Source organism: Promicromonospora sp. NFX87, assembly GCF_048564965.1.
Lineage (GTDB): Bacteria > Actinomycetota > Actinomycetes > Actinomycetales > Cellulomonadaceae > Promicromonospora.
The window spans coordinates 1,924,163-1,946,051 of the sequence record NZ_CP183413.1; the positions used below are offsets into that span (position 1 = coordinate 1,924,163).

At 70.5% G+C, this 21,889-nt stretch carries 22 protein-coding genes and 1 tRNA gene; 12 read left to right on the forward strand and 11 right to left on the reverse strand.

The window, feature by feature from the left end:
• Nucleotides 1-14: 14 nt before the first annotated feature.
• Both ACNYC2_RS08595 and ACNYC2_RS08600 read right to left on the reverse strand, forming a co-directional pair.
• Nucleotides 15-1,382, reverse strand: a complete 1,368-nt coding sequence (locus tag ACNYC2_RS08595) for a cystathionine beta-synthase (RefSeq protein WP_419706620.1) — start codon at nt 1,380-1,382, stop codon at nt 15-17.
• A gap of 134 nt (nt 1,383-1,516) precedes the next feature.
• Nucleotides 1,517-1,840 (reverse strand): DUF2277 domain-containing protein, encoded by a 324-nt coding sequence (locus tag ACNYC2_RS08600; protein WP_419706621.1) that lies wholly within the window; start codon nt 1,838-1,840, stop codon nt 1,517-1,519.
• 93 nt (nt 1,841-1,933) lie between these two features.
• Between ACNYC2_RS08600 and ACNYC2_RS08605 the strand changes: the two genes are divergently transcribed.
• Both ACNYC2_RS08605 and ACNYC2_RS08610 read left to right on the forward strand, forming a co-directional pair.
• On the forward strand, nt 1,934-2,512 hold the full coding sequence (locus tag ACNYC2_RS08605; RefSeq protein ID WP_419706622.1) for an N-acetyltransferase family protein: 579 nt from the start codon (nt 1,934-1,936) through the stop codon (nt 2,510-2,512).
• The gene (locus ACNYC2_RS08610) at nt 2,512-3,366 is read left to right on the forward strand and encodes an LLM class flavin-dependent oxidoreductase (RefSeq protein ID WP_419707795.1); all 855 of its coding nucleotides are present in this window, start codon (nt 2,512-2,514) and stop codon (nt 3,364-3,366) included. Before ACNYC2_RS08605 ends, ACNYC2_RS08610 begins: the two co-directional genes overlap by 1 nt.
• A gap of 21 nt (nt 3,367-3,387) precedes the next feature.
• Here ACNYC2_RS08610 and ACNYC2_RS08615 read toward each other — a convergent pair whose 3' ends face one another.
• Genes ACNYC2_RS08615 through ACNYC2_RS08625 form a run of 3 tightly spaced genes read right to left on the reverse strand, consistent with a single transcriptional unit; the run spans nt 3,388 to nt 5,275 of the window.
• Entirely contained in the window at nt 3,388-3,858 is a 471-nt protein-coding gene (locus ACNYC2_RS08615; RefSeq protein ID WP_419706623.1) for a VOC family protein, read from the reverse strand.
• A gap of 10 nt (nt 3,859-3,868) precedes the next feature.
• The gene (locus ACNYC2_RS08620) at nt 3,869-4,312 is read right to left on the reverse strand and encodes a helix-turn-helix transcriptional regulator (RefSeq protein WP_419707796.1); all 444 of its coding nucleotides are present in this window, start codon (nt 4,310-4,312) and stop codon (nt 3,869-3,871) included.
• 51 nt (nt 4,313-4,363) lie between these two features.
• The gene (locus tag ACNYC2_RS08625) at nt 4,364-5,275 is read right to left on the reverse strand and encodes a GntR family transcriptional regulator (RefSeq protein WP_419706624.1); all 912 of its coding nucleotides are present in this window, start codon (nt 5,273-5,275) and stop codon (nt 4,364-4,366) included.
• A 168-nt stretch (nt 5,276-5,443) separates the two neighbouring features.
• On the opposite strand from ACNYC2_RS08625, the gene ACNYC2_RS08630 reads away from it, so the two are divergent.
• From ACNYC2_RS08630 to gap, 7 genes are all read left to right on the forward strand, one after another.
• Nucleotides 5,444-6,676 (forward strand): FAD-dependent monooxygenase, encoded by a 1,233-nt coding sequence (locus ACNYC2_RS08630; RefSeq protein WP_419706625.1) that lies wholly within the window; start codon nt 5,444-5,446, stop codon nt 6,674-6,676.
• A 32-nt stretch (nt 6,677-6,708) separates the two neighbouring features.
• Complete coding sequence (locus ACNYC2_RS08635) at nt 6,709-7,398, forward strand: FadR/GntR family transcriptional regulator (RefSeq protein ID WP_419706626.1); 690 nt, start codon at nt 6,709-6,711, stop codon at nt 7,396-7,398.
• Nucleotides 7,395-8,162, forward strand: a complete 768-nt coding sequence (locus ACNYC2_RS08640) for a creatininase family protein (protein ID WP_419706627.1) — start codon at nt 7,395-7,397, stop codon at nt 8,160-8,162. Before ACNYC2_RS08635 ends, ACNYC2_RS08640 begins: the two co-directional genes overlap by 4 nt.
• 100 nt (nt 8,163-8,262) lie before the next feature.
• Nucleotides 8,263-9,336, forward strand: coding sequence for an alpha/beta hydrolase family esterase (locus tag ACNYC2_RS08645; RefSeq protein ID WP_419706628.1), 1,074 nt, complete (start codon nt 8,263-8,265; stop codon nt 9,334-9,336).
• Nucleotides 9,333-10,904: an AbgT family transporter gene (locus ACNYC2_RS08650; RefSeq protein ID WP_419706629.1), complete on the forward strand. Its 1,572-nt coding sequence runs from the start codon at nt 9,333-9,335 to the stop codon at nt 10,902-10,904. Before ACNYC2_RS08645 ends, ACNYC2_RS08650 begins: the two co-directional genes overlap by 4 nt.
• Nucleotides 10,905-11,025: 121 nt before the next feature.
• Nucleotides 11,026-11,982 (forward strand): GlxA family transcriptional regulator, encoded by a 957-nt coding sequence (locus tag ACNYC2_RS08655; protein WP_419706630.1) that lies wholly within the window; start codon nt 11,026-11,028, stop codon nt 11,980-11,982.
• A 199-nt stretch (nt 11,983-12,181) separates the two neighbouring features.
• Nucleotides 12,182-13,180 (forward strand): type I glyceraldehyde-3-phosphate dehydrogenase, encoded by a 999-nt coding sequence (gene gap / locus ACNYC2_RS08660; RefSeq protein ID WP_419706631.1) that lies wholly within the window; start codon nt 12,182-12,184, stop codon nt 13,178-13,180.
• An 86-nt stretch (nt 13,181-13,266) separates the two neighbouring features.
• On the opposite strand, the gene ACNYC2_RS08665 is transcribed toward gap, so the two are convergent.
• Entirely contained in the window at nt 13,267-13,695 is a 429-nt protein-coding gene (locus ACNYC2_RS08665) for a protein-tyrosine phosphatase family protein (RefSeq protein ID WP_419706632.1), read from the reverse strand.
• Between the two features lie 99 nt (nt 13,696-13,794).
• Between ACNYC2_RS08665 and ACNYC2_RS08670 the strand changes: the two genes are divergently transcribed.
• Complete coding sequence (locus ACNYC2_RS08670; protein ID WP_419706633.1) at nt 13,795-14,550, forward strand: alpha/beta fold hydrolase; 756 nt, start codon at nt 13,795-13,797, stop codon at nt 14,548-14,550.
• 98 nt (nt 14,551-14,648) lie between these two features.
• Here the strand turns inward: ACNYC2_RS08670 and ACNYC2_RS08675 are convergent, their stop codons facing one another.
• A complete protein-coding gene (locus tag ACNYC2_RS08675) occupies nt 14,649-16,268 on the reverse strand; it encodes a beta-1,3-glucanase family protein (RefSeq protein WP_419706634.1) in 1,620 nt (539 codons plus the stop codon).
• A 234-nt stretch (nt 16,269-16,502) separates the two neighbouring features.
• Here ACNYC2_RS08675 and ACNYC2_RS08680 point away from each other — a divergent pair, with 234 nt between their 5' ends.
• On the forward strand, nt 16,503-17,402 hold the full coding sequence (locus ACNYC2_RS08680) for an alpha/beta fold hydrolase (protein WP_419706635.1): 900 nt from the start codon (nt 16,503-16,505) through the stop codon (nt 17,400-17,402).
• A 327-nt stretch (nt 17,403-17,729) separates the two neighbouring features.
• Nucleotides 17,730-18,554, forward strand: coding sequence for a hypothetical protein (locus ACNYC2_RS08685; protein ID WP_419706636.1), 825 nt, complete (start codon nt 17,730-17,732; stop codon nt 18,552-18,554).
• On the opposite strand, the gene ACNYC2_RS08690 is transcribed toward ACNYC2_RS08685, so the two are convergent.
• The 4 genes from ACNYC2_RS08690 to ACNYC2_RS08705 all read right to left on the reverse strand — a co-directional run bounded on the left by ACNYC2_RS08690 (nt 18,544) and on the right by ACNYC2_RS08705 (nt 21,878).
• Complete coding sequence (locus ACNYC2_RS08690; RefSeq protein ID WP_419706637.1) at nt 18,544-19,344, reverse strand: protein phosphatase 2C domain-containing protein; 801 nt, start codon at nt 19,342-19,344, stop codon at nt 18,544-18,546. The two genes, ACNYC2_RS08685 and ACNYC2_RS08690, sit on opposite strands and share 11 nt — an antisense overlap.
• A gap of 297 nt (nt 19,345-19,641) precedes the next feature.
• The gene (locus ACNYC2_RS08695; RefSeq protein ID WP_419706638.1) at nt 19,642-20,571 is read right to left on the reverse strand and encodes a hypothetical protein; all 930 of its coding nucleotides are present in this window, start codon (nt 20,569-20,571) and stop codon (nt 19,642-19,644) included.
• 305 nt (nt 20,572-20,876) lie between these two features.
• Nucleotides 20,877-20,948, reverse strand: a tRNA-Val gene (locus tag ACNYC2_RS08700).
• Between the two features lie 81 nt (nt 20,949-21,029).
• The gene (locus tag ACNYC2_RS08705; RefSeq protein ID WP_419706639.1) at nt 21,030-21,878 is read right to left on the reverse strand and encodes an aminotransferase class IV; all 849 of its coding nucleotides are present in this window, start codon (nt 21,876-21,878) and stop codon (nt 21,030-21,032) included.
• Between the last annotated feature and the right edge of the window lie 11 nt (nt 21,879-21,889).

Here is a 21,889-nt window from a genome sequence, read left to right on the forward strand (position 1 = left end):
GGCGGCGCGACGGGTCAGACGGCGAGGTAGTCGAGCAGGTCCGAGCGCGACACGACGCCGAGCGCCTTGCCGCCGTCGGTCACGAGCAGGGCGCCGTCGGTCGCGAGCGCCGCGCGCAGCGCCCCGACGGGCTCGTTGACGCCGACGAGCGGCAGGGGCCTGCCGATGAGCCCGCCCACCTCGTCGGAGAGGTTGACCTTGCCGGCGAACACGCCGTCGAGCAGGTCGTCCTCGTGCACGGCACCGGCCACCTCGCCGAGGACCACGGGTGGTTCGGCGGCGAGCACGAGCAGCTGCGAGACGCCGGTGCGCGTCATCCGGTCGATCGCGTCGCGGACCGTGTCGGTCCGGTACACGTAGACCAGCGGCGGGGTGCGGTCCGCCTTCGCGGCCAGGACGTCGGCGACCGTGTGGTCCTCGATCGCGGGCGAGAACCCGTAGGACCGCATCCAGGTGTCGTCGAAGATCTTGGCGAGGTAGCCGCGGCCGCCGTCGGGCAGGAGGACCACCACCACGTCGTCCGGGCCGAGGTCGCGGGCGGCACGCAGCGCGGCGACGACCGCCATGCCGCTGGACCCGCCCACCAGGATGCCCTCCTCGCGCGCCAGGCGCCGGGTCATCGCGAACGACTCGGCGTCGTCCACGGCGATGATCTCGTGGGGGACGGTGGGGTCGTAGGCGGTCGGCCAGAAGTCCTCGCCGACGCCCTCGACCAGGTACGGGCGGCCGGTGCCGCCCGAGTACACGGAGCCCTCGGGGTCGGCGCCGATGATGCGCACCTTGCCGTCGGACACCTCGCGCAGGTACCGGCCCGTGCCCGTGATGGTGCCGCCGGTGCCGACGCCCGCGACGAAGTGGGTCACCTTGCCCTCGGTGTCACGCCAGATCTCGGGGCCGGTCGTCTCGTAGTGGGAGCGCGGGCCGTTCGGGTTCGAGTACTGGTCGGGCTTGAACGCGCCGGGGATCTCGCGCACCAGCCGGTCGCTCACCGAGTAGTACGACTCGGGGCTGTCGGGCGCGACCGCCGTCGGCGTCACGACGACCTCGGCGCCGTACGCCGTGAGCACGTCGCGCTTGTCCTTGCCCACCTTGTCGGGCAGCACGAACACGCACCGGTAACCGCGCTGCTGGGCGACCAGCGCGAGGCCCACCCCGGTGTTGCCGGAGGTCGGCTCGACGATGGTGCCGCCCGGACGGAGCTTGCCCTCCCGTTCGGCCGCCTCGATGATGCGGTCGGCGATGCGGTCCTTGGACGACCCGCCGGGGTTCAGGTACTCGAGCTTGACGAGCACGGTCGCGCTGGTCACGCCCTCGGTCACCCGGTGGAGCCGGACGAGGGGCGTGTTGCCGACGAGGTCAATGACAGAGTTGGCGTACTGCACCTGTTCTCTTCCTTATTGCTGGGCGCGTGTTGCAGGGCGCGCGACGATACACGCGGACGACGGATGGATCCGGGGTCAGCGACAGCAACAGGTGAGCGGTGCGAGCACACGACAACTGTAGGGGTACGAGCCGCTCAGTGCGAGTGTGAGATGCCCAGCTCGTGCAGGCGTTCGTGCTCCTCGCGCTCCTTGATGCGCTGCGCGATGCGCTCCTGGACCTCCGCGCGGCGGAGCGGGGGCACCGTCTTGGGTGGCTGACGGCGTTCCGGCAGCGCGTCGAGCAGGCGCGTCACGATCTCCGTGATCTCCTGCGTGGCCTGCTCGACCGGCTCGCGTGTGGCGTCACTCACCTTGGTCACGCCCGTGACCTTGCGGACGAACTGCAGGGCGGCGGCGGTGATCTCGTCGTCGGTGGCGGGCGGTTCGAGCCCGCGGAGCGTCGTGATGTTTCGGCACATGCTCCGACCGTACGCCGGGCCGCACTGCGGCGGGAGGTGGCGTGTGGGGGTATCCCTTGGCGGGACCGGCAGGCCGTGCGGCAGGGTAGGGGCATGCAACCTTCAGCCGACGCCGCGCCCGGTTCCACGCTCGGGGTCCGGCCCGCGACCACCGTGCGCGGGGCCACCGCCGAGGACTGGCCGGACATCTGGCCGATCGTGCGCGAGGTCGTGCGCGCCGCCGACACCTTCTCCTACGACCCCGCCATGACCGAGGCGCAGGCCCGGGCGGCCTGGCTGGACGCCCCCGTGCGGGTGGTCGTCGCGGTGCGCGACGGCGCGGTGGTCGGCACCGCGAACATGTACCCGAACCGGCCGGGCCCGGGCAGCCATATCGCCTCGGGCAGCATCATGGTCGACCGTGCCGTGCGCGGCACCGGCGCCGGCCGGGCGCTCGTCGAGGACATGATCGGCTGGGCCCGCCGCGCCGGGTACGCCGCCATCCAGTTCAACGCCGTGGTCGACACCAACGCGGGCGCCGTCCACCTCTACGAGAGCCTCGGCTTCGTGACGCTCGGCGTCGCGCCCGGCGCCTTCCGGCACCCCGAGCTGGGCGACGTCGGGCTGCGGATCATGTGGCGCGAGCTGCGCGAACCGGCCGCCCAGGCCGAGACCGGGGAGGCCGGTGCGTGATGCGCTACTCCGTGAACATCCCCAACTTCGGCGACTTCGCCGACCCCCGCACCGTCGCGAGCGTCGCCCGCGCCGCCGAGGACGCGGGCTGGGACGGCCTGTTCGTCTGGGACCACGTGGTGCACCGCAAGGAGATGCGCCGCGGCCAGCCGTTCGGCGACCCGTGGATGCTCCTGACCGCCGCGGCGCTCGCGACGTCACGACTCCGGCTGGGCACCCTCGTCACCCCGGTGGCCAGGCGCCGCCCCGAACAGCTCGCCCGGCAGGTGGCGACGCTCGACGCGGTGAGCGGCGGCCGCGTCATCTTCGGCGCGGGCCTCGGCGGGCCGGTCGAGGACGAGTTCGGCAGCTTCGGCGACGAGACCGACCCGGTGGTGCTCGCCGAGAAGCTGGACGAGGGGCTCGGCCTGCTCGCCCGCTACTGGGCGGGGGAGCGCGTCGACCACGCCGGGCCGCACTACGTGGTGCGGGACGTGGAGCTGCTGCCCGCGACCGTCCAGCGGCCCCGGCCGCCGGTGTGGGTGGGCGGGTACTGGCCCAACCGCCGCCCGTTCCGCCGCGCGGCGCAGTGGGACGGCGTGGTGCCGCTGTTCGCGTCCGGGCACGGCGTCCCGCCGACGCCGGACGAGGTCCGCGAGGTCGCGGCCTACGTCGCGGGGCACCGCACGTCGGACGGCCCGTACGACGTCGTCGCGGGCGGGCGCACGACGCCGGAGGCGGCGGCCGACGTCGTCGGACCGCTGGCCGAGGCCGGGGCGACCTGGTGGGACGAGCGCGGGCTGTACGAGTCGCCCGACCTCTACTCGAGCGCCGCCGTGCTGCGCCGCGTCGAGGCCGGGCCGCCGCGGCCCTGAGCCCCGGCCCCGGCCGGGGCGTCAGCCGTTCTGCGGCGCACCGCCCCAGCGGGCGATGTCCTCGTCCGTGACCTCCACCGGGCCGATGGCGGGCTGCGTGACCCGGATGTGGTTGCCGAACGGGTCGCGCAGCGCGCAGTCGATCCCGTACGGCTGCTCGACAGGCTCCTCGGTGAACTCGACGCCCTTGGCGCTGAGCTCGGCGTACGTGCGGCGGCAGTCGTCGGTGGTCAGGATGCACGCGACCCCGAGCGCGCCCTTGGTGACCAGGTCCCGGACCTGGGCGGCGACCTCCTCGCTCAGCGAGGGCGGCCCCGGTACCTCCAGGAGCAGGTGGCGGTCCGGGTCGGCCGGCAGGGAGACGGTCAGCCAGCGCATGAAGCCCATGTCGACGTCGTTGCTGACGGCGAACCCGAGCTTGCCGACGTAGAAGTCGAGGGCCTCGTCCTGGTCGAGGACGTACACGGAGGTGATGGAGATGTTCTTGAACATGCCGGTCACGCTACGGCGGCCCCGGTGCGGTGCGCTTCTCCGAAACTGCTCGGCCTGAGCCGGCCCGGTCGGCGGGGCGTAGCCAGCTCTTCGTGAAGCAGACGGGAGCCGCTACCGGTCGCGTCCGCCGCCGGTACTCCGTCGGCGAGACGCCGACGATGTCGCTGAACGTGCGGCTGAAGGTGCCGAGGCTGTTGAACCCGACCAGGAGGGCGACGTCGGTCACCTGGGTCGCGGTGTCGCGCAGCAGCGCCATCGCCCGCTCGATGCGCCGCCGCTGCAGGTAGCGGTGCGGTGTCTCGCCGAACGTCGCCCGGAAGCTGCGGCTGAAGTGCGACGGCGAGACGTGGGCGACGCGGGCCAGCGTCGGCACGTCGAGCGGTCGGCCGTAGTCGCGGTCGATGGCGTCCCGGGCCCGCAGCAGCCGCCGGTTCTCCCGCTCGCGCGGGGACATCGCCTGGCCCGCCCGCGGGCGGCTCACCGTGCTGGACGTCACGCGGTCAGCCTACGGCGCGGACGGTGTCTCGCCCAGGAAGACCGCGTAGCCGTCCAGGAGGCGGGCCAGGCCGAACTCGAAGAGCGAGTCGAGGGTGAGGTCGATGTCCGTCGACGTCGCCACGGCGAAGTGGGGGTAGCGGCGCGGGTCCGCGACGGCACGGAGGCCGGGGACCGACTGGTCCATCCATTCCTCGTCGGTCATGCCCGTGTCCTGGCGGGCCAGCAGAGCGGGCTCGATGCTGACCCCGACGCCGCGCACGAACTGGAAGACCGACACGGTCAGGTGCATCCGGGTGTCGACGTCGAACGTCCGCCCGGGGACGCCGTCGAACGCGGCCAGCAGCGCCTCGGTGTGGGGCACACCGTGCGGCAGCACCTGGGGCCGCGTCATCGACATGACGTGTGCCGCCCACGGGTGGCGCTGGAACGCGTCCCACATCGTGCGGGCGCACACCTCGGCGCGGGCCCGCCAGCCGTCGGGCAGCGGGTCGGGTAAGGGAGCGGAGGCGTAGACGGCGTCGAGCATGCGGGTCAGCAGCTCCTCGCGACCTCGTACGTGCTGGTAGAGCGACATGGTGGGGATGCCGAGGTCGGTGGCGATCCGCCGCATCGAGAGCCCGCCGAGCCCTTCGGCGTCGGCCACGGTCATGGCCGCGCGCACGACGTCGTCGACGACCGGGGCCGGGCGCGACGCCGGACCGGTGCCCGCACCGGCGGCGACCACGGTGCCGACCCCGCGCCGCGCCTCGACGAGCCCGTCCCGCCGCAGCGCGTCGAGCACCCGGCTCGCGGTCGCCATCGCCACGCCGTGCTCGGCGACGATCCGGCGCGTGGACGGGACGGGATCGCCCGCGCTCAGCTCGCCCGATCGGATCCGGGCGCGGATCTCGTCGGCGATCCGCTCGTACGTGGTGGACATCGCGCTCCTGTACTAGTGCACTCGACGGGCTCCGGTCGTGCGTTCCGCAGGCCGCACCGGGCATGCGATCGGTGCACTACCTGCCGTACTACCTCGTGGTTTACCCAGCATAGGACGGTTCGTACGGTGTACGAAACACCCGCTCGTACACCACCTCCAGGAGCAGCCATGACCCACGTACTCGTCTCCGGCGCCAGCGTCGCCGGACCCGCCCTCGCCTTCTGGCTACGCCGGTACGGCTTCGACGTCACGGTCGTCGAGCGCAGCCCCGGACCCCGCCCCGGCGGCCAGGGCATCGACGTCCGCGGCGCAGGCCGCACCGTCCTGGACCGGATGGGCATCACCGACCAGGTGCGCGCCGCCCACACCGGCGTGCGCGGGATCGCCTACCTCGACACCGCCGGACGTCGCACCGTCGAGCTCCCCACCGAGCTGTTCGGCCACTCCGGCGGAGTGATCGCCGACATCGAGATCCTGCGCGGCGACCTCATGCGCATCATCATGGACGCCGCCGAGGGTGTGGAGTACGTCTACGACGACAGCATCACGGCACTCGACCAGCTGCCCGACGGCGTGGGGGTCACCTTCGAGCGGTCGGCGCCCCGCCGGTTCGACGCCGTCGTCGGGGCGGACGGCGTCTTCTCCACGACGCGGCGCCTCGCGTTCGACGGCGCGTGGCGGACCGTCGACTCCGGGTACCACCGCGCGGTGTTCACCGCCGAGAGCGCCCAGGAGTCCGGCCGGGACTCCTGGGGTCTCGACGGCTGGGAGTTCCTGTACTCGATGCCGAAGGGCAACGGCGTCGGCGGCCGGAACGTGCTGCTGTACCCCGCGCACGGGGGCGCTCGCGGCATGGTGCACTTCGCGGGCGACCCGGTGACCTACGACCGGCGTGACATCGCCGGGCAGAAGCGGATAGTCGCCGACGTCCTGGCCGGCGAGGGCTGGCAGGTGCCGCGCCTGCTGGACGCGATGTGGGACGCCGACGACTTCTACTTCGACCGGCACGTCCGGGTGGAGATGCCGGCCTGGCACCGGGGTCGCGTGGCGCTCCTCGGGGACGCCTGCACGGCCGGCTCCGTGGGCATGGGTACGTCGCTGGCGCTGGTGGGGGCGTACGTGCTGGCGGGCGAGCTCGCCCGGGCCGACGGCGATCCCGAGCCCGCCTTCGCCGCGTACGAGTCCCGCATGCGGCCGTACGCCCAGGCCAACATGAAGCAGCTCCCGGGCGGGGCGCGGGGCTTCCTCCCGCCGACGGCCTTCGAGATCAAGGCGCGGACCGCGGTGATGGGGGCGATGCTCAGGACGCCGCTCGCCGGCATGGTGATGGGCGGCATCGACAAGGCGGTGGACGCGATAGAGCTGCCGGACTACGCGTCCCTGGCGGCCCGGCGGGGTTGACCGGTGAGTCATCAAGTGATTTAGTCACTTTCATGACTCAAGGTAGAGCCTCGTTCTCGGAGCGGCTGGCGGACGACATCGTCGAGCTGATCCGCTCCGAGAGCCTTGGACCCGGCGACGTGCTGGAGTCCTCCCGCGACCTGGCCAAGCGGTTCGCCGTCACGACCCCGACCGTCCGCGAGGCCCTGCGGCGGCTGGAGGCCACCGGCGTGGTCGAGCTGCGGCACGGCTCCGGCACGTACATCGGACCGGGCCTCGAGCGGTCGGTGCTGGCCAACCCGCACCGGCCGCACATCACCAGGGCCTCGGTGATCGAGCTCGTCCAGGCCCGCCTGGTCATCGAGCCCGGCATCGCGGCGCTCGCCGCGAGCGCCCGCGACGCTGCGGGGCTGCAGCGTCTGGAGGCCGCCACGGCGACGGCGCTGCAACCCCCGGTGCACGGGTTCCGCCCGGCGCTCAACTTCCACGTGGAGCTGGCGGCGGCGTCGGGCAACGGCCTGCTGCGCGAGACGGTGGAGGCCCTGCTGCATGTGCGGGCCCCCGAGCAGACGGAGATCCGGTTCCGGTACGACGACCGCCAGCGGGACCACGCCGAGCACCTGGAGATCCTGGGGGCGGTGCGCGACGGCGACGGCGCGGCCGCCGAACGGCTCACCCGGGAGCACCTGACGACCATCCGGGAGTCGCTGGAGGCGGCCGACTTCGGCGGGGACGCGTCGTGAGCGCGCCGGTCCGCCTGGCGGAGATGACGACGCGGGAGGCGGCCGACGCCGCTGCCCGCGGCACGATCGTGCTGATCCCCGCCGGTGCGCTGGAGCAGCACGGGCCGGGCATGGCGCTCGGGACCGACCTGTTCCGCGCGGAGGCTGTGGTGGAGCGGGTCGCCGCGAACCTGGCCGGCCGGGTGGTGGTGGGCCCGTCGCTCCCGGTGGGGGTGTCGCCGCACCACATGGCGTTCGCCGGCACGGTGACGCTGACGACGGGGACGTTCGCCGCCGTCGTGCGGGAGTACGTGACGAGCCTGCACAACCACGGCTGGACACGGTTCCTGGTGGTGACCGGGCACGGCGGCAACAACGCGACGCTGACGACCGTGGCGCAGGACCTGCTGGTCTCGCACCCCGGGGTCCAGCTCGCATGGTCGCCCCTGACCTCGCTGGCCGGCGACGCGGTGGCCGCGATGGACCCGAGCGCCGTCCACGGGCACTCGGGCGAGGCCGAGACGGCGCAGATGCTGCACATCGCACCGCACCTGGTGCACACGGACCGCCTCGAGCCGGGCACCACCACCCCGGACCAGCTCGACGGCGTCTCCCGGACGGCGCGCCACCACGCGCAGCCCGCGCTCACCCTCCCGTACGACCGGCTCAGCCCCAACGGCGTGCTCGGTGACCCCCGCCGCGCCACCGCCGAGGACGGCGCCGCCATCGTCAAGGCCATGGTCGGCCGCATCACCACGTTCCTCGAGGAGTGGCTGGCCGCCTAGCCCGGCCCCTCGTACCGGCTGGACCGAACCCCACGACGCACCTGGCCCGCCAGGTGTCCATCCCGTCATGCCCGGACACGGGCACCAAGAGAGGACTCGCATGTCAACGACGACAGCATCATCCGCCCCCGCGGGCGCCGGGGGAGCCCGGCGTCGGCCCGGCCGCCGCGCCGCGCTCCTGGCCGCGCTGGTGCTCGCGGCCTCCGGCCTCGCCGGTCCGCTCGGAGCTGCCACGGCCTCCGCCGCACCCGCACTGGTCGACGCCCCGTCCGCCGACGCCGCGTCGCCGTCGGCCGGGTGCGGGACCGACCCGGGCCAGGCACCGGGCAGCAGCGTGCTGCGCACGCTCACCAGCGACGGCCGGGAACGGACCGTGCAGCTGCACCTGCCCGACGGGTACCGCAGCGACCGTGCGTGGCCGGTCGTGCTCGTGTTCCACGGCCGCGGCAACACCGGCGCGGGGACCGAGGCGTTCTCGGGACTGGACGCCCTGCCGGCGATCGTGGCCTACGGCAACGGCGTGGTCGGCACGGGCGACGGCGACCGGCAGGCCTGGGAGGGGGCGCCCTACTCGGCGCCCGGGGTCGACGACATCGCGTACACGAACGACCTGCTGGACACCCTGGAGTCGGATCTCTGCGTGGACACCCGGCGCGTGTACGCGACCGGCAAGTCCAACGGCGCAGGTTTCACCGGGATCCTCGCCTGCGAGCTGTCGGACCGGATCGCGGCGATCGCGCCCGTGGCCGCCGCCTTCTACGGGACCGGCCACCCGGACTGCGCGCCGGAGCGCCCGGTGCCGGTCATCGAGTTCCACGGCACCGCTGACGCCACCATCCCGTACGACGGCGACGCGGACCGCGGCCTCCCGGCCGTCCAGGACTGGTCCGCCGCCTGGGCCGACCGCAACGGGTGCGCCACCAGGCCCCGCGTCGAGGAGACCGCCGACGACGTGACCACCTACCACTGGACCCGGTGCGACCGCGGCGCCGACGTCACGCACGTCGCGGTGCTCGGCGGCGGCCACACCTGGCCGGGGGAGGACAGCTACTCCGGCGGCGGCTACGCGACGCACAGCATCGAGGCCCACGAGGTCATGTGGGAGTTCCTGCACGACGAGCGCCTGCCGGTCCGGTTCCTGGCCGAGCGCGCCGGGCAGGGGGCGGCGTCATGACCGCCACGTCCACGCCCGGCACCGCCGGGACCCCCGGAACCTCGGGCCCCGAGCCGGACCGCCTGCCCCGCGTGCTGCGCGCCCTCGCCGTCGTCGAGCGCCTCGGCAACGCCCTGCCGCACCCGTTCTGGCTGTTCTGGATCCTCGCGGGCATCCTCGGCGTGCTCAGCGCCGCGCTCGCGGCGGCCGGCGTCTCCGTGGTCTCCCCGGCCGACGGCGAGGAGGTGGTGGTCCAGAACCTGCTCAGCGGCGAGGGCCTGGCCATGGCCGTCTCCACCGCCGTCGACAACTTCGCCACGTTCGGCCCGATGGGCACCATCGTCGCCGTCATCATGGGCGTCGCCATCGCCGAGCGCACCGGCTTCCTGTCGGCCGCCATGAAGGTTTCGGTCTCCCGCGTGCCCGTCGGGTGGGTCGTGTTCGCCGTCGCGTTCGCGGGCACCGTCTCGCACGTCGCGAGCGCCGCGGCGTACATCATCCTGGTGCCGCTCGGCGGGCTCGCGTTCCGCGCGGTCGGCAAGTCGCCGATCCTCGGCGTGGTCGTGGCCTACACGTCCATCGCGTCCGGTTACGACGCGAGCCCCGTGCCGACGCCGAACGACGCCATCTTCGCGGGCATCACCACCGAGGCCGCGCGGATCATCGACCCGAACGCGTACATCTCGCCCGTAAGCAACTGGTACTTCAACATCGCGTCCTCGCTGCTGCTGGCGACAGTGATCACCCTGGTCACGAACCTGGTCCTCGCCAAGCGGCCCGACCTCGACGCCGACCCCGACGCAGACCTGGACGACGTCGAGGGCCTGGAGCTCTCGCCGCGCGACCGGTCCGCGCTGCGCGCGGCGATGCTCAGCGGCCTCGTCGCGATGCTGGCGGTCGTCGCGGTGGTGCTGCCGCCGTCGTCCCCGCTGCGCGGCGAGGGCGGGAGCCTCACCGAGTCGCCGCTCCTGGACGGGATCGCCGCGATCGTCGCCGTGCTGTTCGCGCTGGTCGGCATCGTGTACGGATGGCGGTCCGGCGCGATCACCAAGGCGGCCGACGTGCCGAAGCTGATGGCCGAGGGCGTGCGCCAGATGGCGCCCGTGCTGGTGCTGTTCTTCGCCATCGCCCAGTTCCTCGCGTACTTCGACTGGACGCACATCGGCGACGTCATCGCCGTGAACTCCGCGGAGGCCCTGGAGTCCACCGGCGTGCCGATCTGGGCGGTGTTCCTCGCGATCCTCGCGCTGCTGTCTCTGGTCAACGTGCTCGTGACCAGCGGCTCGGCGATGTGGGCGCTCGCGGCACCGATCGTCGTGCCGATGCTCATGCTGCTGGACGTGCCGGCCGAGACCACCCAGGCGCTGTTCCGGATCGCCGACTCCGGGTCGACGGCGATCACGCCCATGAGCCCGTACTTCATCATGGCGCTCGGGTTCCTCCAGCGGTACCGCAAGAGCGCCGGGATCGGCACCCTCGCGTCCTACACGCTGCCGCTGGCCGTGTGCATGACGCTGGCCTGGACCTGCCTGTTCTTCGCCTGGTGGGCGCTCGGCATCCCGCTCGGCCCGGGAGCGCCGGTGCGCTGAGACCCGGCCCCGGGTAGGTCCGCCTCCAGAACATGATCAGGCCTGGTTCTGGGCCGTGCAGCATGCCTGATCGTGTTCTGGAGGCGGACCTCCGCCGTGCGGGCCGCCTACGATGCGAGGCGTGAGCGTGTCGCGCCGGAAGAACCACCAGATCGCCGTGCTGGTGCTGGAGGGCGCCAAGCCGCTCGACGTCGGCATCCCCGCGCAGGTGTTCTCGAACCGGCCGAGCATGCCCTACGAGGTGCGGGTCTGCGGCGCCGCGCCCGGGCTCGTGACCGGCGGCGACGGCCTCTCGTACCACGTGGCCGAGGGGCTCGACGCGCTCGAACGGGCCGACACCGTGTTCGTCCCCGGCTACCGGACGCCGGCCGCCGCGGACCCGCCCGCCGTCGTCGTCGACGCGCTCAAGGCGGCCCACGCCCGCGGGGCCCGGCTGGCCGCGATCTCGACCGGGGCGTTCGCCCTGGCCGCGACCGGGCTGCTCGACGGCAAGCGCGCGACCACGCACTGGCACTACACGAAGGCGCTCCGCGAGCGCCATCCGCTGGTCCAGGTGGACGAGAACGTGCTGTTCGTCGACGAGGGCGGGGTGCTGACGTCGGCGGGGGCGGCGTCCGGCATCGACCTGTGCCTGCACCTGGTGCGGCGCGACCACGGCGTGGGGCTGTCCAACCACGTCGCCCGCAGGCTGGTGGCCGCGCCGTACCGCAGCGGGGGACAGGCGCAGTACGTGCCGCGCAGCGTGCCCGAACCGCTCGGCGACGTGTTCGCCGACACCCGGGCGTGGGTGCTGGAGCACCTGGCCGAGCCGCTGACGCTCGACGCGCTGGCGCGCAACGCGCGGGTCTCGGCGCGCACGTTCTCGCGGCGGTTCGTGGAGGACACCGGGTACACGCCGATGCAGTGGGTGCTCCGGGCGCGGGTGGACCTGGCGCGCGAGCTGCTGGAGCGCAGCGACCTGAGCGTCGAGCAGATCGCGCACCGCGTGGGGCTGGGCACCGCGGCCAACCTGCGCCTGCACTTCCACCGGATCCTCGGCACGTCTCCGACGGAGTACCGGCACACGTTCTCGGCGTGACTGTCAGAAAGCCCCGCCCGTGTCAGACGCTCAGGTCACTCCGATGACCTGAGCGTCTGACACGTGCGGGGCTTTCTGACAACGCGGCAGAGGGGTGGCGAGATCCTTGCGCACGGTGGCGTTATGTCTGGCGGGATGCTTGCGCACCATGGCGTTCCAGCCGCTTTCGACGTCGCGCCGGTCGGCAGAGCATTGAGGCATGACACGCATCGCCATCAACGGCTTCGGCCGCATCGGACGTAACTCCCTCCGCGCGCTGCTCGAGCGCGACAGCGACCTCGAGGTGGTCGCGATCAACGACCTCACCGCCCCGGACGCGCTCGCTCATCTGCTCAAGTACGACAGCGCGCTCGGCCGCCTCGGCCGCTCCGTGGAGGTCGACGGCGACGAGCTGGTCGTCGACGGCCGCCGCATCAAGGTGCTCGGCGAGCCCGAGCCCGCCAAGCTGCCGTGGGCCGAGCTCGGCGTCGACATAGTGCTCGAGGCCACGGGCCGGTTCACCTCCGCCGACGCCGCCCGCGCGCACCTCGACGCCGGTGCGCGGCGGGTGCTGGTCAGCGCACCCTCGGCCGGGGCCGACGTCACGCTCGCCTACGGCGTGAACACCGACGTCTACGACCCGGCCGAGCACGTGATCGTCTCGAACGCCTCGTGCACCACGAACGCGCTGGCCCCGCTGGCCGCCGTCCTGGACGACCTGGCCGGGATCGAGCACGGCTTCATGACCACCGTGCACGCCTACACCCAGGAGCAGAACCTGCAGGACGGGCCGCACCGCGACCTGCGCAGGGCCCGCGCCGCCGCCGTCAACATCGCGCCCACGACGACGGGTGCGGCCAAGGCGATCGGCCTCGTGCTGCCGAACCTGAACGGCAAGCTGTCGGGCGACTCGATCCGCGTGCCCGTGCCGGTCGGCTCGCTCGTGGAGCTCAACACGACGGTCGAGCGCGAGGTCACCCGCGACGACGTCCTCGCGGCGTACCGGACCGCGGCCGACGGGAAGCTCAAGGGCATCCTCGACTACTCCGACGAGCCGCTGGTCTCCAGCGACATCACTGGGGAGGCGGCGTCCGCCATCTTCGACGCGGCGCTGGTCCGCGTCGAGGGCAAGCACGTCAAGGTGGTGGCCTGGTACGACAACGAGTGGGGCTTCTCCAACCGCGTGATCGACACGCTGGAGCTGCTCGCGCGCGACTGACGGGCGTGATGAGGGTGGTCGGCAGAACGTCAGGTGATCGGTAGCCCGGGCCACCGATCACCTGACGTTCTACCGACCACCGCCCGTCACCCTGGCGCGACCTCGCCGATCCAGCGCCGCTGACGCCGGGTCTCTACCGCGCGCGGGTGGTAGTTCGTGCGGACCCAGGGCACAGCGTCGTCGGCCGGGACCCCGCTCATGACCGCGAGGACCGCGAGCGCGGTGCCCGTCCTGCCGATCCCGCCGCCGCAGGCGATCTCCACGCGTTCGGACGCCGCCCGCGTGTGCGCCTCGCGCAGCGCGGCCAGCGCCTGCTCGGTCGAGTCGGGCAGCCGGAAGTCGCGCCACCGGACCCACCGGTACTCCCAGTCGGGCACCCGCGGGTCGCGGCCGAGCAGGTAGACGGCGAGGTCCGGGGCGGGCGAGTCCCGGCGTGGGCGGCGCAGCCCCGTGCCTCGGACGCGCCGGCCGTCGGGGAGCTCGACGACGCCGTCGGTCATGTCCCACTGGTCCATCGCCCCAGCGTAGTGAGCCGCATGCAGGCGATTGCCCGGCACCGGTGGGGTTCTGCTCATGGCGTTGCCTGGTCGAGGTCGCGGCGAGAGGATCACCGCATGCTGAACGGACTGCCCTATCTCTCCGCTGGTAGCGGGCCGCCGCTGGTGGTCCTGCTCTTCACTCCGCAGGCGGCCAACCCGACGGGTCTCGCGCGCTGGTCGACGATGCGGATGCTCCGGCGGTTCACCGAGCACTTCACGGTCTACGTCGTCAACCGACCGCCCGGGCTGCCGTCGACGACGACGATGGCCGACCTCGCGTCCGTCTACGCGGCGGGGATCGGGGCCACCTTCGAGGACCGGGTGCCCGTGCTGGGCATCTCGACGGGCGGGTCCATCGCCCTCCAGCTGGCCGCCGACCATCCCGGCCTGGTCGGCCGCCTCGTCCTGGGTGGCACCGCCTGCACCCTCGGCCCCGTCGGCAGACGAGCCCAGCGCGGCTACATCGAACGCGCGCGCCAGGGCAGGCGGCCGAGCCCCGCGCTGGCCGAGGTCGTCACGGAGTCGAAGGTCGGCCGGAAGCTGCTCGGGGGCCTGCTCTGGCTCTCGGACGGGAGCCGCGAGGACCACACCGACGCGGTCACCGTGCTCAACGCCGAGGACGGCTTCGACCTGCGTGGCCGGCTGCACGACATCAAGGCGCCCACGCTGTTGATCCAGGGCGACAAGGACCTCGTCTACCCGGTGGAGCTGGCCCGACAGACCGTCGACGGCATCCCTGAAGCCCGGCTCGTCGTCTACGCGGGACAGAGTCACAGCGGCACGTTCAACGACAAGCGCTTCGCCGCCGACGCGCTCGCCTTCCTGAGGTGATCACCGCCGTTGGTCGAGCGTGTCGAGACCCCAGATCTCGACACACTCGACCAACGGCGACAAGCTCGACCACCTAGTTCGCTAGGCCAACGAGGGCCCTAGAACGTCCAGCGCTGCGTCTCCGCGCCGGTGCAGGTGCGGATCTCGAGTCGCTGACCGTCCCGCAGGGGAGTGCCCCCGACCGCCGTCAGGCACTTGCCCGACTGGGGGTTGACCACCGCCCGGGAAGCGGACTGGTAGGTCCAGTTCTGCGCACCGGTCCCGTTGCAGTTCCACAGCTGGACGACGGCGCCGTCGGCCGTGCTGCCGCCCGAGATGTCCATGCACTTGCCCAGCGCGCTCAGCGTGGAGCCCGACCGGGCCCACGTCTGGGCGGCGTTGCCGCTGCAGTTGACGATCTGGAGCGGGTTGCCGTCGGCCGCGTCGGCCCACGGGACGTCGACGCACATGCCGTTCGCGGCGCGCACCGGCCCCGTGCCGGCCGGGAGGGCCGAGGAGCCGCCGTCGCCCCCGCCGCCGTCGGACCCGGCGATGGGCGTGGCCGCACCCTGGAACGGGTCGAGCTGGATGTAGGCGGCGGACGGGTTGCCGTCGTGCACCAGGGACTCCTGCGCCAGGACGTCGTCGAAGGCGAAGCCGTAGGCCTTGCCGTTCGCCATCTGCTGGTGGATGTACTTGGAGTAGTAGTCGGTGACGGACTCCTGGTAGAAGCCCGAGGTGCTGGTGCCGGGCTGCGTCGTCGTGGTCAGGAGCGTCGAGCGGTGGAAGCCGGCGCACAGGGTGCGGGCGATGGCTCCGATGTCGTTGTTCGGGGCGGCCAGGTCCTTGTAGCAGCCGAAGACCGAGTCGCTCGACGGCTTGCGGAACTCCGTGACGTACGCGCCCGAGGCGTTGGTGAACCGCATGACGCCGTTCACCACGCGGCCCGTGAACCGGGCGGCCGGGTCGTAGGAGTAGGGCGCGACGATGAGGTTTTCGCCTGAGTACTTGGTCCAGACCCGGTCGATGTAGCTGCCCAGGATGTTCGTGTCGATCTGCCCGGTCCCGATGGCGTGCCCGGGGGCGAGGACCCGGAGCAGCGACCCGTCGGGGGCGCGCTGGGCGAGGTTGTTCCAGCCGGGAGTGCCGGCCAGCGCGTTGACGACGTTCTGGTAGCCGTCCGGCTTGAGCATCCCGGTGCTGATCACCGAGCCGTCTGCCTTGCGCAGGCCCGTCTGGTACGGGGCCGAGAGGAAGTCGACCTGGGTGCTGTTGATCCAGAGGCCGGAGTCGTTGAGCGTGAACTCGGTCCAGCTGAACAGCTTGTTGCGGTTCGGGTCGCTCGGGTTCTGCACCGCCGGCTGGACCAGGCGGCCGTCGTTGACGACCTTGAACGAGAGCTTGCTGCCGTACGAGAAGTACACCCGGCCGGACATCTTGGGCAGCTGGATGGTCTTCGACTGCCCGTCCGCCGGGCCGGCGATCGAGGCGTCGGGCGCGTCGACCGGTGTCCCGCCCACGGTGGGCCAGGGGTGGAACGCGCCTCCGGCGTCGGACCAGCCGAGCCGGCCCGTGTGCGGGTCGCCCAGGACGTAGATGAAGACCTGGTCGCCGCGGCCGGAGTCGTTGGTGATGGTCAGGGGGATCGTGGCGGGGACCGCGGTGGCGGCTACGGGCTGGGTGACGACGAGCGCCGTCGCGGTGATGGCGAGCACGCCGAACGCGGCAATCGCGTTCACCAGCCTGCGGAGCCTGGGCCTGGGACTGCGGGACCGTGTTCGTGACATGGGCAGATCTCCTTGGTTCCGGTGGTACTTCGTTGTACTTACGGGACTGTCAGCAACAAAGCGGATGTTAGTGAGGATTCCTGACTATGTCACTAGTCGGGCGCGATCTCGTGAGTCGACGGCGGTCCCGCTAGCCTCGATCGAAGTGGACTCCGGCCGATCGAGGACTCATCGAGGAGGGTCCCCATGAAGGTGACCAGCAAGCCGCGCCACCGCACGATCGACGTCGACGGGCTCGAGATCTTCTACCGGGAGGCGGGGGACTCGGATGATTCCGGGCAGCCCTGCGTGCTGCTGCTGCACGGCTTCCCGAGCTCGTCGCACCTCTTCCGGAACGTGATGTCGCCGCTGGCCTCGGTGGGTCGTGTCGTGGCTCCCGACCTGCCGGGCTTCGGGTTCTCCGCCTCGCCGGGCATCGACGAGTACGAGTACACGTTCGCGCACCTCGCGGACACAGTAGAGGCGTTCCTGGAGCGGATCGGGGTCGACCGGTTCTTCGTGTACCTGCACGACTTCGGCGCCCCCGTGGGCTACTACCTCGCCACGCGGCACCCGGGTCGCATCCTCGGGCTCGTCGTCCAGAACGGCAACGCGCACGACGACGGCCTGGGCAGCCAGTGGGACAGCGCCCGCGCGTTCTGGGCCGACCCGTCGGACGAGAACCGGGCCCGCCTGCCCGAATGGCTCAACTACGAGGGCGTCCGCGACGAGTACGTGAGCGGGCTGCCGGACCGGGTGCGCGAGCTCCAGCCGCCCGAGTCGTGGCACCTGGACTGGGGGCGGATGTCGAGACCCGGGAACTTGGAGGCCCAGTTCGAGCTGTTCCGGGACTACGCGAGCCACGTCGCCCGGTTCGACGAGATCGCCGACTACCACCGGACCCACCAGCCGCCGTGCCTGGTGCTGTGGGGGCGGCACGACACCTACTTCGACCTGGCCGAGATCATGGGCTACGCCCGGGTGCTCGACCGGCTGGAGATGCACGTGTACGACGCCGGACACATGCTGCTGGAGACCCACTGGCCGGAGTGTGCGGCGGTGATGGGGGAGTTCGTGGGGGACGTGACGGCGGAGATATCCGGCTAACGGTCAGTCCGCTGGGTCGCTCCTATGGCGACGCGAAAGGCCCCCCGCCAGCGTTTCCGCTGTTCGGAGGGCCTTATCTCACGGTGGCGATACTGGGATCGAACCAGTGACCTCTTCGGTGTGAAGGAATCCCGGGCTGTGTCGGAGGTCCGAGAGTGTTGAGGAGCCGTCCCAGTTCGTCCCACGACATCCTGCCGGGGCTCACGCTGTAGTCCCCCAGTTTGTCCCTCAGGAGTTCGCTGGAGTCTACGGCGGACGACAATAATCACCCGCTCCGCGACGGTGTTCACCCAGTGTCGGACATCGTCGGCAGGCAGACTCTCGGTCATGGATTTCTGGGTGACTATCGCAACGGTCCTGCCCATCCTTGGGCTACCGCTTGTACTTCTCGCAAGGGTGCATGTCGCGCAGACGCTCGACCTGCCGCTCCTTGCCCGGCTAACTGCGGGCATGTACGCCCTGATTCTCGTGGCCATCTACCTGATGGAAGTCGTGGCGGTAGGGCAACTCGCCAACTCGGCTGATGTGCCGGGTAGCGAATGGCTTCAAGATGCCGCCTTCGTAGTTGTGGTGTTCGCGGGTAGCGCACTCATATTATCGCCGGGGTATCTCCTTCTGCGGATCACATTCGCCGGACCTGGACTCGGGTTCAAGTTCGCCTTCGATGCGTGGTCCCTCCGCGTCAGGGTATGGCTGACCGCTAGGAAGACCTGGTCCCTCCGACTGGCCCTCTGGCGGAACATTCACAAGTTGCATCGCAGCGTTGGAGAATTTGGTGAGACGTGGTTCAAGGACTGGGATGAGGCCATCGCCGATGGGCTGCTCATCTATGGTCCAATGAGTGCGGACACTGAAGCTCGTGCCAGATTTGCCGAACTGGAAGAGTTCCACGAGACGTTGGTCTCGAAATGGGCAACGACGGAGATCGACGTCTGGCAGGCAAATTATTCTTTCGATCAGTTGCGAAAGACGGGCAAGTCAAATCAAGAACGGCTTCAGATGATCGTTCGAATGACACATGAATCCAACTTGCGTGCCGTTTGGAAGGTGTTTGATGACATGACGGCGCCACAGCATGGTCGGGAGGGGCGCGCATCGGATTTCGTTCACACCAAGCGGGCGAGGGCCGCTCTCGGCTCGGCTAGAAGTTGATGCAGTAAGTGGCGGTCGCGTCGTCGGAGATCTTGTTTCGTGGCCATCGGGTTGCGTCGGGATCGCTCGCTTCGGCGCCTCTCACCTGGCGGATCAGCGCGTCTGGTCCAGCGTCCCGTAGGAGGTCGAGGACGTCGGGCCAGTCGTAGAGACCGAACTCCACTGCTCGCGCTGCGCCGTCGCTGAGAACCGCCACCTGGCGGACCTCAGAGACCGGAATCTCGCCAGTCAGAGCATGCTCTGCCGCAGCCGGATCCGTCGTTGCTACCCAAAACCCGCCTGGCACGTTGCGGGCGGCCAACTCTGCGTGCTTCATGCGGACGAGAGCTGCTGCCTTCTCCGGGTCGCTGGCGTGCATCGCATCGGCGGCGGCCCGCTCGGCCGCCGCCGTCTGACTCACGCGCTGGTCGCTGACGACCTGTATGCCATCGGCCGAGTCAATGACGACAGTGACGTCACCAAGCACGAGGTAGCGCATCGTTCTCCCCGTGACCTGAACGATGGCGACGGCGGCCGAAGGAGTGCCAGGGTGCGACAGATCGCACGTGTCGCGGTGTAGATCGGCCGTCCAGCTGATCGCTGCGGCCAGTGCCCCCGCTGGACCAAGAGGGGCATGCTCCTTGATCCCTTCCGCGAGGTGGCCCGCGAACCACGACACGCCATGGATGCACCCGGTGCCCGTCCGGGCTGTGGCGCCGTCGAGGAGCACAAGGATTTCGGGGCCGGTTGCCGTGCTGTCCTCGTTAGCCCGGTCGGGAGAACCGGGCTCTGCAGCAATCGTCACCTGCATTTCAGGTTCCTTCGTGTCGATAGAGCGGCGTGATTCTCGAAGGTGTACCGCCACGAACTGCGGCCTGTGATGGAGACCGGTGCAACTGTCATGGATCGCGTGTTCGCGGTTGCCGAGATTGGCCCGGGATGGCATATGCAACCGCTGTTCGGTGTGACGGAGGCTGAGGGATAGCGAGAATGCGCTGTGCCGCAGTGGGGCTCCGGTGCAGTCCCCCTGCGGCACCACGCTCTCACTATCCCGTGGCGTGGTGAATGAGGTAGAACCTGGACAGATGCCGGATCGTGACCTCGCCAGTTAGTCGAATTCGGTTGCGCTGGAATTAGACGTACCACGCGGATCGCTCAGCTCCCAAGCCTTCGCGTCAAAGTCTGAATGAGTGCTGTAAACCGTTACGTTTACACCGTGACGTGCCGCTAATTTGTGGATGCGTGCCTCGTCTTCATCGCTAAGCGGCGGCCTAAGATAAGCGTGGACCACGGTGGGCGTTTCCATAGTGGACATGAGGGGGCGCCTCTGTCGTATGCCAATTTCGTTATGAAGGGCATCACTGAATGCCCTTGCAGGCGTTCCGTAGAAGTAGTCACGCGCTTCCGGATCGGCCAAGTCGGTGGCTTCGCCCAGCAGGCGTCGATTCTGCCCGATCTGATTCTTCATCGTCTGAAACTCGTTGACGAGAAGATCAATCTTCGCTTCGTACGGCGACTCGCCTGCGTTGGGCTCTGACGCTGTGATGCTCAGACCAAACTGCTTCCAGAGTGGGTTCTCGCCGTTGCAGCTCTCGAAACTCTCTCGGATGTGCTTCGCAAGTTCGGCCTGCTGTCGATCATTTTCCCACACGGGTAACCTGGAATCGTACTGGTGCGCATTGATGCCTGCGATGTCAAACGGGAGTTCCGTGTGCTCATCTCGCACCAGGGATATTGGTCGATTTATCGAGGTTCGAACGCCCAGTTCGAAGAAGACATTGGGATTGTGGCTGCTTAGGTCAACTAGGACCAGATCGGCCGTGCTGAGATTTCGGATTATTTCACCGTGAATTAGGCTCGCGCCAATCACTTTCGGCCTGATTGGTTCGAACCCTGCCTGCTCGATTGCCTTCTCGAACAAACTGCCCATCACGTGGATCCAGTGGTTCTGGTCTCCGCCGTAACGGACAGCTTCGTCGGGCCGTGTTGTGATCGGCATGGCAATAAAGCACGTCTTTTTGACTTTGGGATCCGCCATCACGTCAGTATGGCAGCGCAACTGGCATCGACGGTTGTACGCGCGAGGTGAGATCTCGAGCAGCCCTGCGCTGGTGACTGCGGAGGCCGGCAAGGCTGGAACCTCGCGAAGCAGCCTCCGTCCCTGCCCACAGTCCACGATCTTGCCGCCGGGCGGTCGAGGATTGCACGACCGCCGTGGTCGCAGTGCTGGCAGGAGCGCCAGTCCCTCAGTTAGTCCCTCACGGGCTGTGGGCCGGACTCGCAAGGTACGCAAAAAGCCCTCCTGCTCAGCGTTTCCGCTGGCTGGAGGGCCTTTCTGCACGGTGGGCGATACTGGGATCGAACCAGTGACCTCTTCGGTGTGAACGAAGCGCGCTACCCCTGCGCCAATCGCCCGTGCTGCTCACCCGCTAGGGCGTGCGTGGACGATATTAGCCTGGTTCGAGCGCGGATGCGAAATCCAATCGCCCAGGCGCGTCAGGGATCCAGCCGCTCCCGCATGTTCCGCTCGAACAGGTCGCGCGCGGCGCTCGACAGCTCGCCGATCTGCAGGTCGGCGCCGTCCAGCCACACCGTCGGCTGCACGTTCCGCACCGACCCGGTTAGCAGCATCTGGGCCTTGCCGGCCGCCACCCGGTCGAGCACCGCGAACGGCAGCTCGCCGTCCTTGGCCTCGCGCACGGGCATGCCCGCCTCGGCGCCCCACTCGAGCAGCAGCTCGCGCGTGATCCCGGCCAGGCAGCCCACGCTGAGCGGGGGCGTGACGAGCTCCCCGTCGATCTCCAGGAACACGTTCGAGCCGGTGCCCTCGCACAGCAGGCCCTGCGTGTTCGCGAACACCGACTCGTCGGCGCCCTTCTTGATCGCGTCGGCGAGCGCCACGACGTTCTCGGCGTAGGACGTCGTCTTCAGGCCCGCGACCGCGCTGTTCTCGTTGCGGGTCCAGGGGGAGCGTGCGGCCCGCCCGGTCGGCACGACGACGGCGGGGGTCGCCGCGACGACCACCGTCTGCGGCCCGTCGGACCGCCCGGAGCCGAGCGGCCCGACGCCGTCGGTCACCGTGATGCGCAGGCGCCCGGCGTCGGGTGCGGCGGCGAGGACGGCGTCGACGCCGCTGCGCACCCAGCTCAGGTCGAGGGGCGCCATGCCCATCCCCGCCGCCGAACGTTCCAGCCGCGCGAGATGTCGCGTCAGAGCGAAGGCGTGGCCGTCGATGACCGCGCAGGTCTCGAAGACGCCGTCGCCGACAGTGATGCCGTGGTCCACCGCGCTGAGCGCGGCCTCGTCGGGCGCGACCATGCGCCCCTCTGCCCAGATGACCGTCATGGCGCCCAGTC

Coding starts and splice junctions, on each gene's coding strand:
- ACNYC2_RS08645 (WP_419706628.1), top strand. CDS start 8,263: ATGTCAACGACGACAGCATCATCCGCCCCCGCGGGCGCCGGGGGAGCC.
- ACNYC2_RS08625 (WP_419706624.1), bottom strand. CDS start 5,275: ATGTCCACCACGTACGAGCGGATCGCCGACGAGATCCGCGCCCGGATC.
- ACNYC2_RS08650 (WP_419706629.1), top strand. CDS start 9,333: ATGACCGCCACGTCCACGCCCGGCACCGCCGGGACCCCCGGAACCTCG.
- ACNYC2_RS08685 (WP_419706636.1), top strand. CDS start 17,730: ATGGATTTCTGGGTGACTATCGCAACGGTCCTGCCCATCCTTGGGCTA.
- ACNYC2_RS08680 (WP_419706635.1), top strand. CDS start 16,503: ATGAAGGTGACCAGCAAGCCGCGCCACCGCACGATCGACGTCGACGGG.
- ACNYC2_RS08695 (WP_419706638.1), bottom strand. CDS start 20,571: ATGGCGGATCCCAAAGTCAAAAAGACGTGCTTTATTGCCATGCCGATC.
- ACNYC2_RS08605 (WP_419706622.1), top strand. CDS start 1,934: ATGCAACCTTCAGCCGACGCCGCGCCCGGTTCCACGCTCGGGGTCCGG.
- ACNYC2_RS08635 (WP_419706626.1), top strand. CDS start 6,709: ATGACTCAAGGTAGAGCCTCGTTCTCGGAGCGGCTGGCGGACGACATC.
- ACNYC2_RS08665 (WP_419706632.1), bottom strand. CDS start 13,695: ATGGACCAGTGGGACATGACCGACGGCGTCGTCGAGCTCCCCGACGGC.
- ACNYC2_RS08670 (WP_419706633.1), top strand. CDS start 13,795: ATGCTGAACGGACTGCCCTATCTCTCCGCTGGTAGCGGGCCGCCGCTG.
- ACNYC2_RS08615 (WP_419706623.1), bottom strand. CDS start 3,858: ATGTTCAAGAACATCTCCATCACCTCCGTGTACGTCCTCGACCAGGAC.
- ACNYC2_RS08690 (WP_419706637.1), bottom strand. CDS start 19,344: ATGCAGGTGACGATTGCTGCAGAGCCCGGTTCTCCCGACCGGGCTAAC.
- ACNYC2_RS08620 (WP_419707796.1), bottom strand. CDS start 4,312: ATGTCCCCGCGCGAGCGGGAGAACCGGCGGCTGCTGCGGGCCCGGGAC.
- ACNYC2_RS08600 (WP_419706621.1), bottom strand. CDS start 1,840: ATGTGCCGAAACATCACGACGCTCCGCGGGCTCGAACCGCCCGCCACC.
- ACNYC2_RS08630 (WP_419706625.1), top strand. CDS start 5,444: ATGACCCACGTACTCGTCTCCGGCGCCAGCGTCGCCGGACCCGCCCTC.
- ACNYC2_RS08705 (WP_419706639.1), bottom strand. CDS start 21,878: ATGACGGTCATCTGGGCAGAGGGGCGCATGGTCGCGCCCGACGAGGCC.
- ACNYC2_RS08610 (WP_419707795.1), top strand. CDS start 2,512: ATGCGCTACTCCGTGAACATCCCCAACTTCGGCGACTTCGCCGACCCC.
- gap (WP_419706631.1), top strand. CDS start 12,182: ATGACACGCATCGCCATCAACGGCTTCGGCCGCATCGGACGTAACTCC.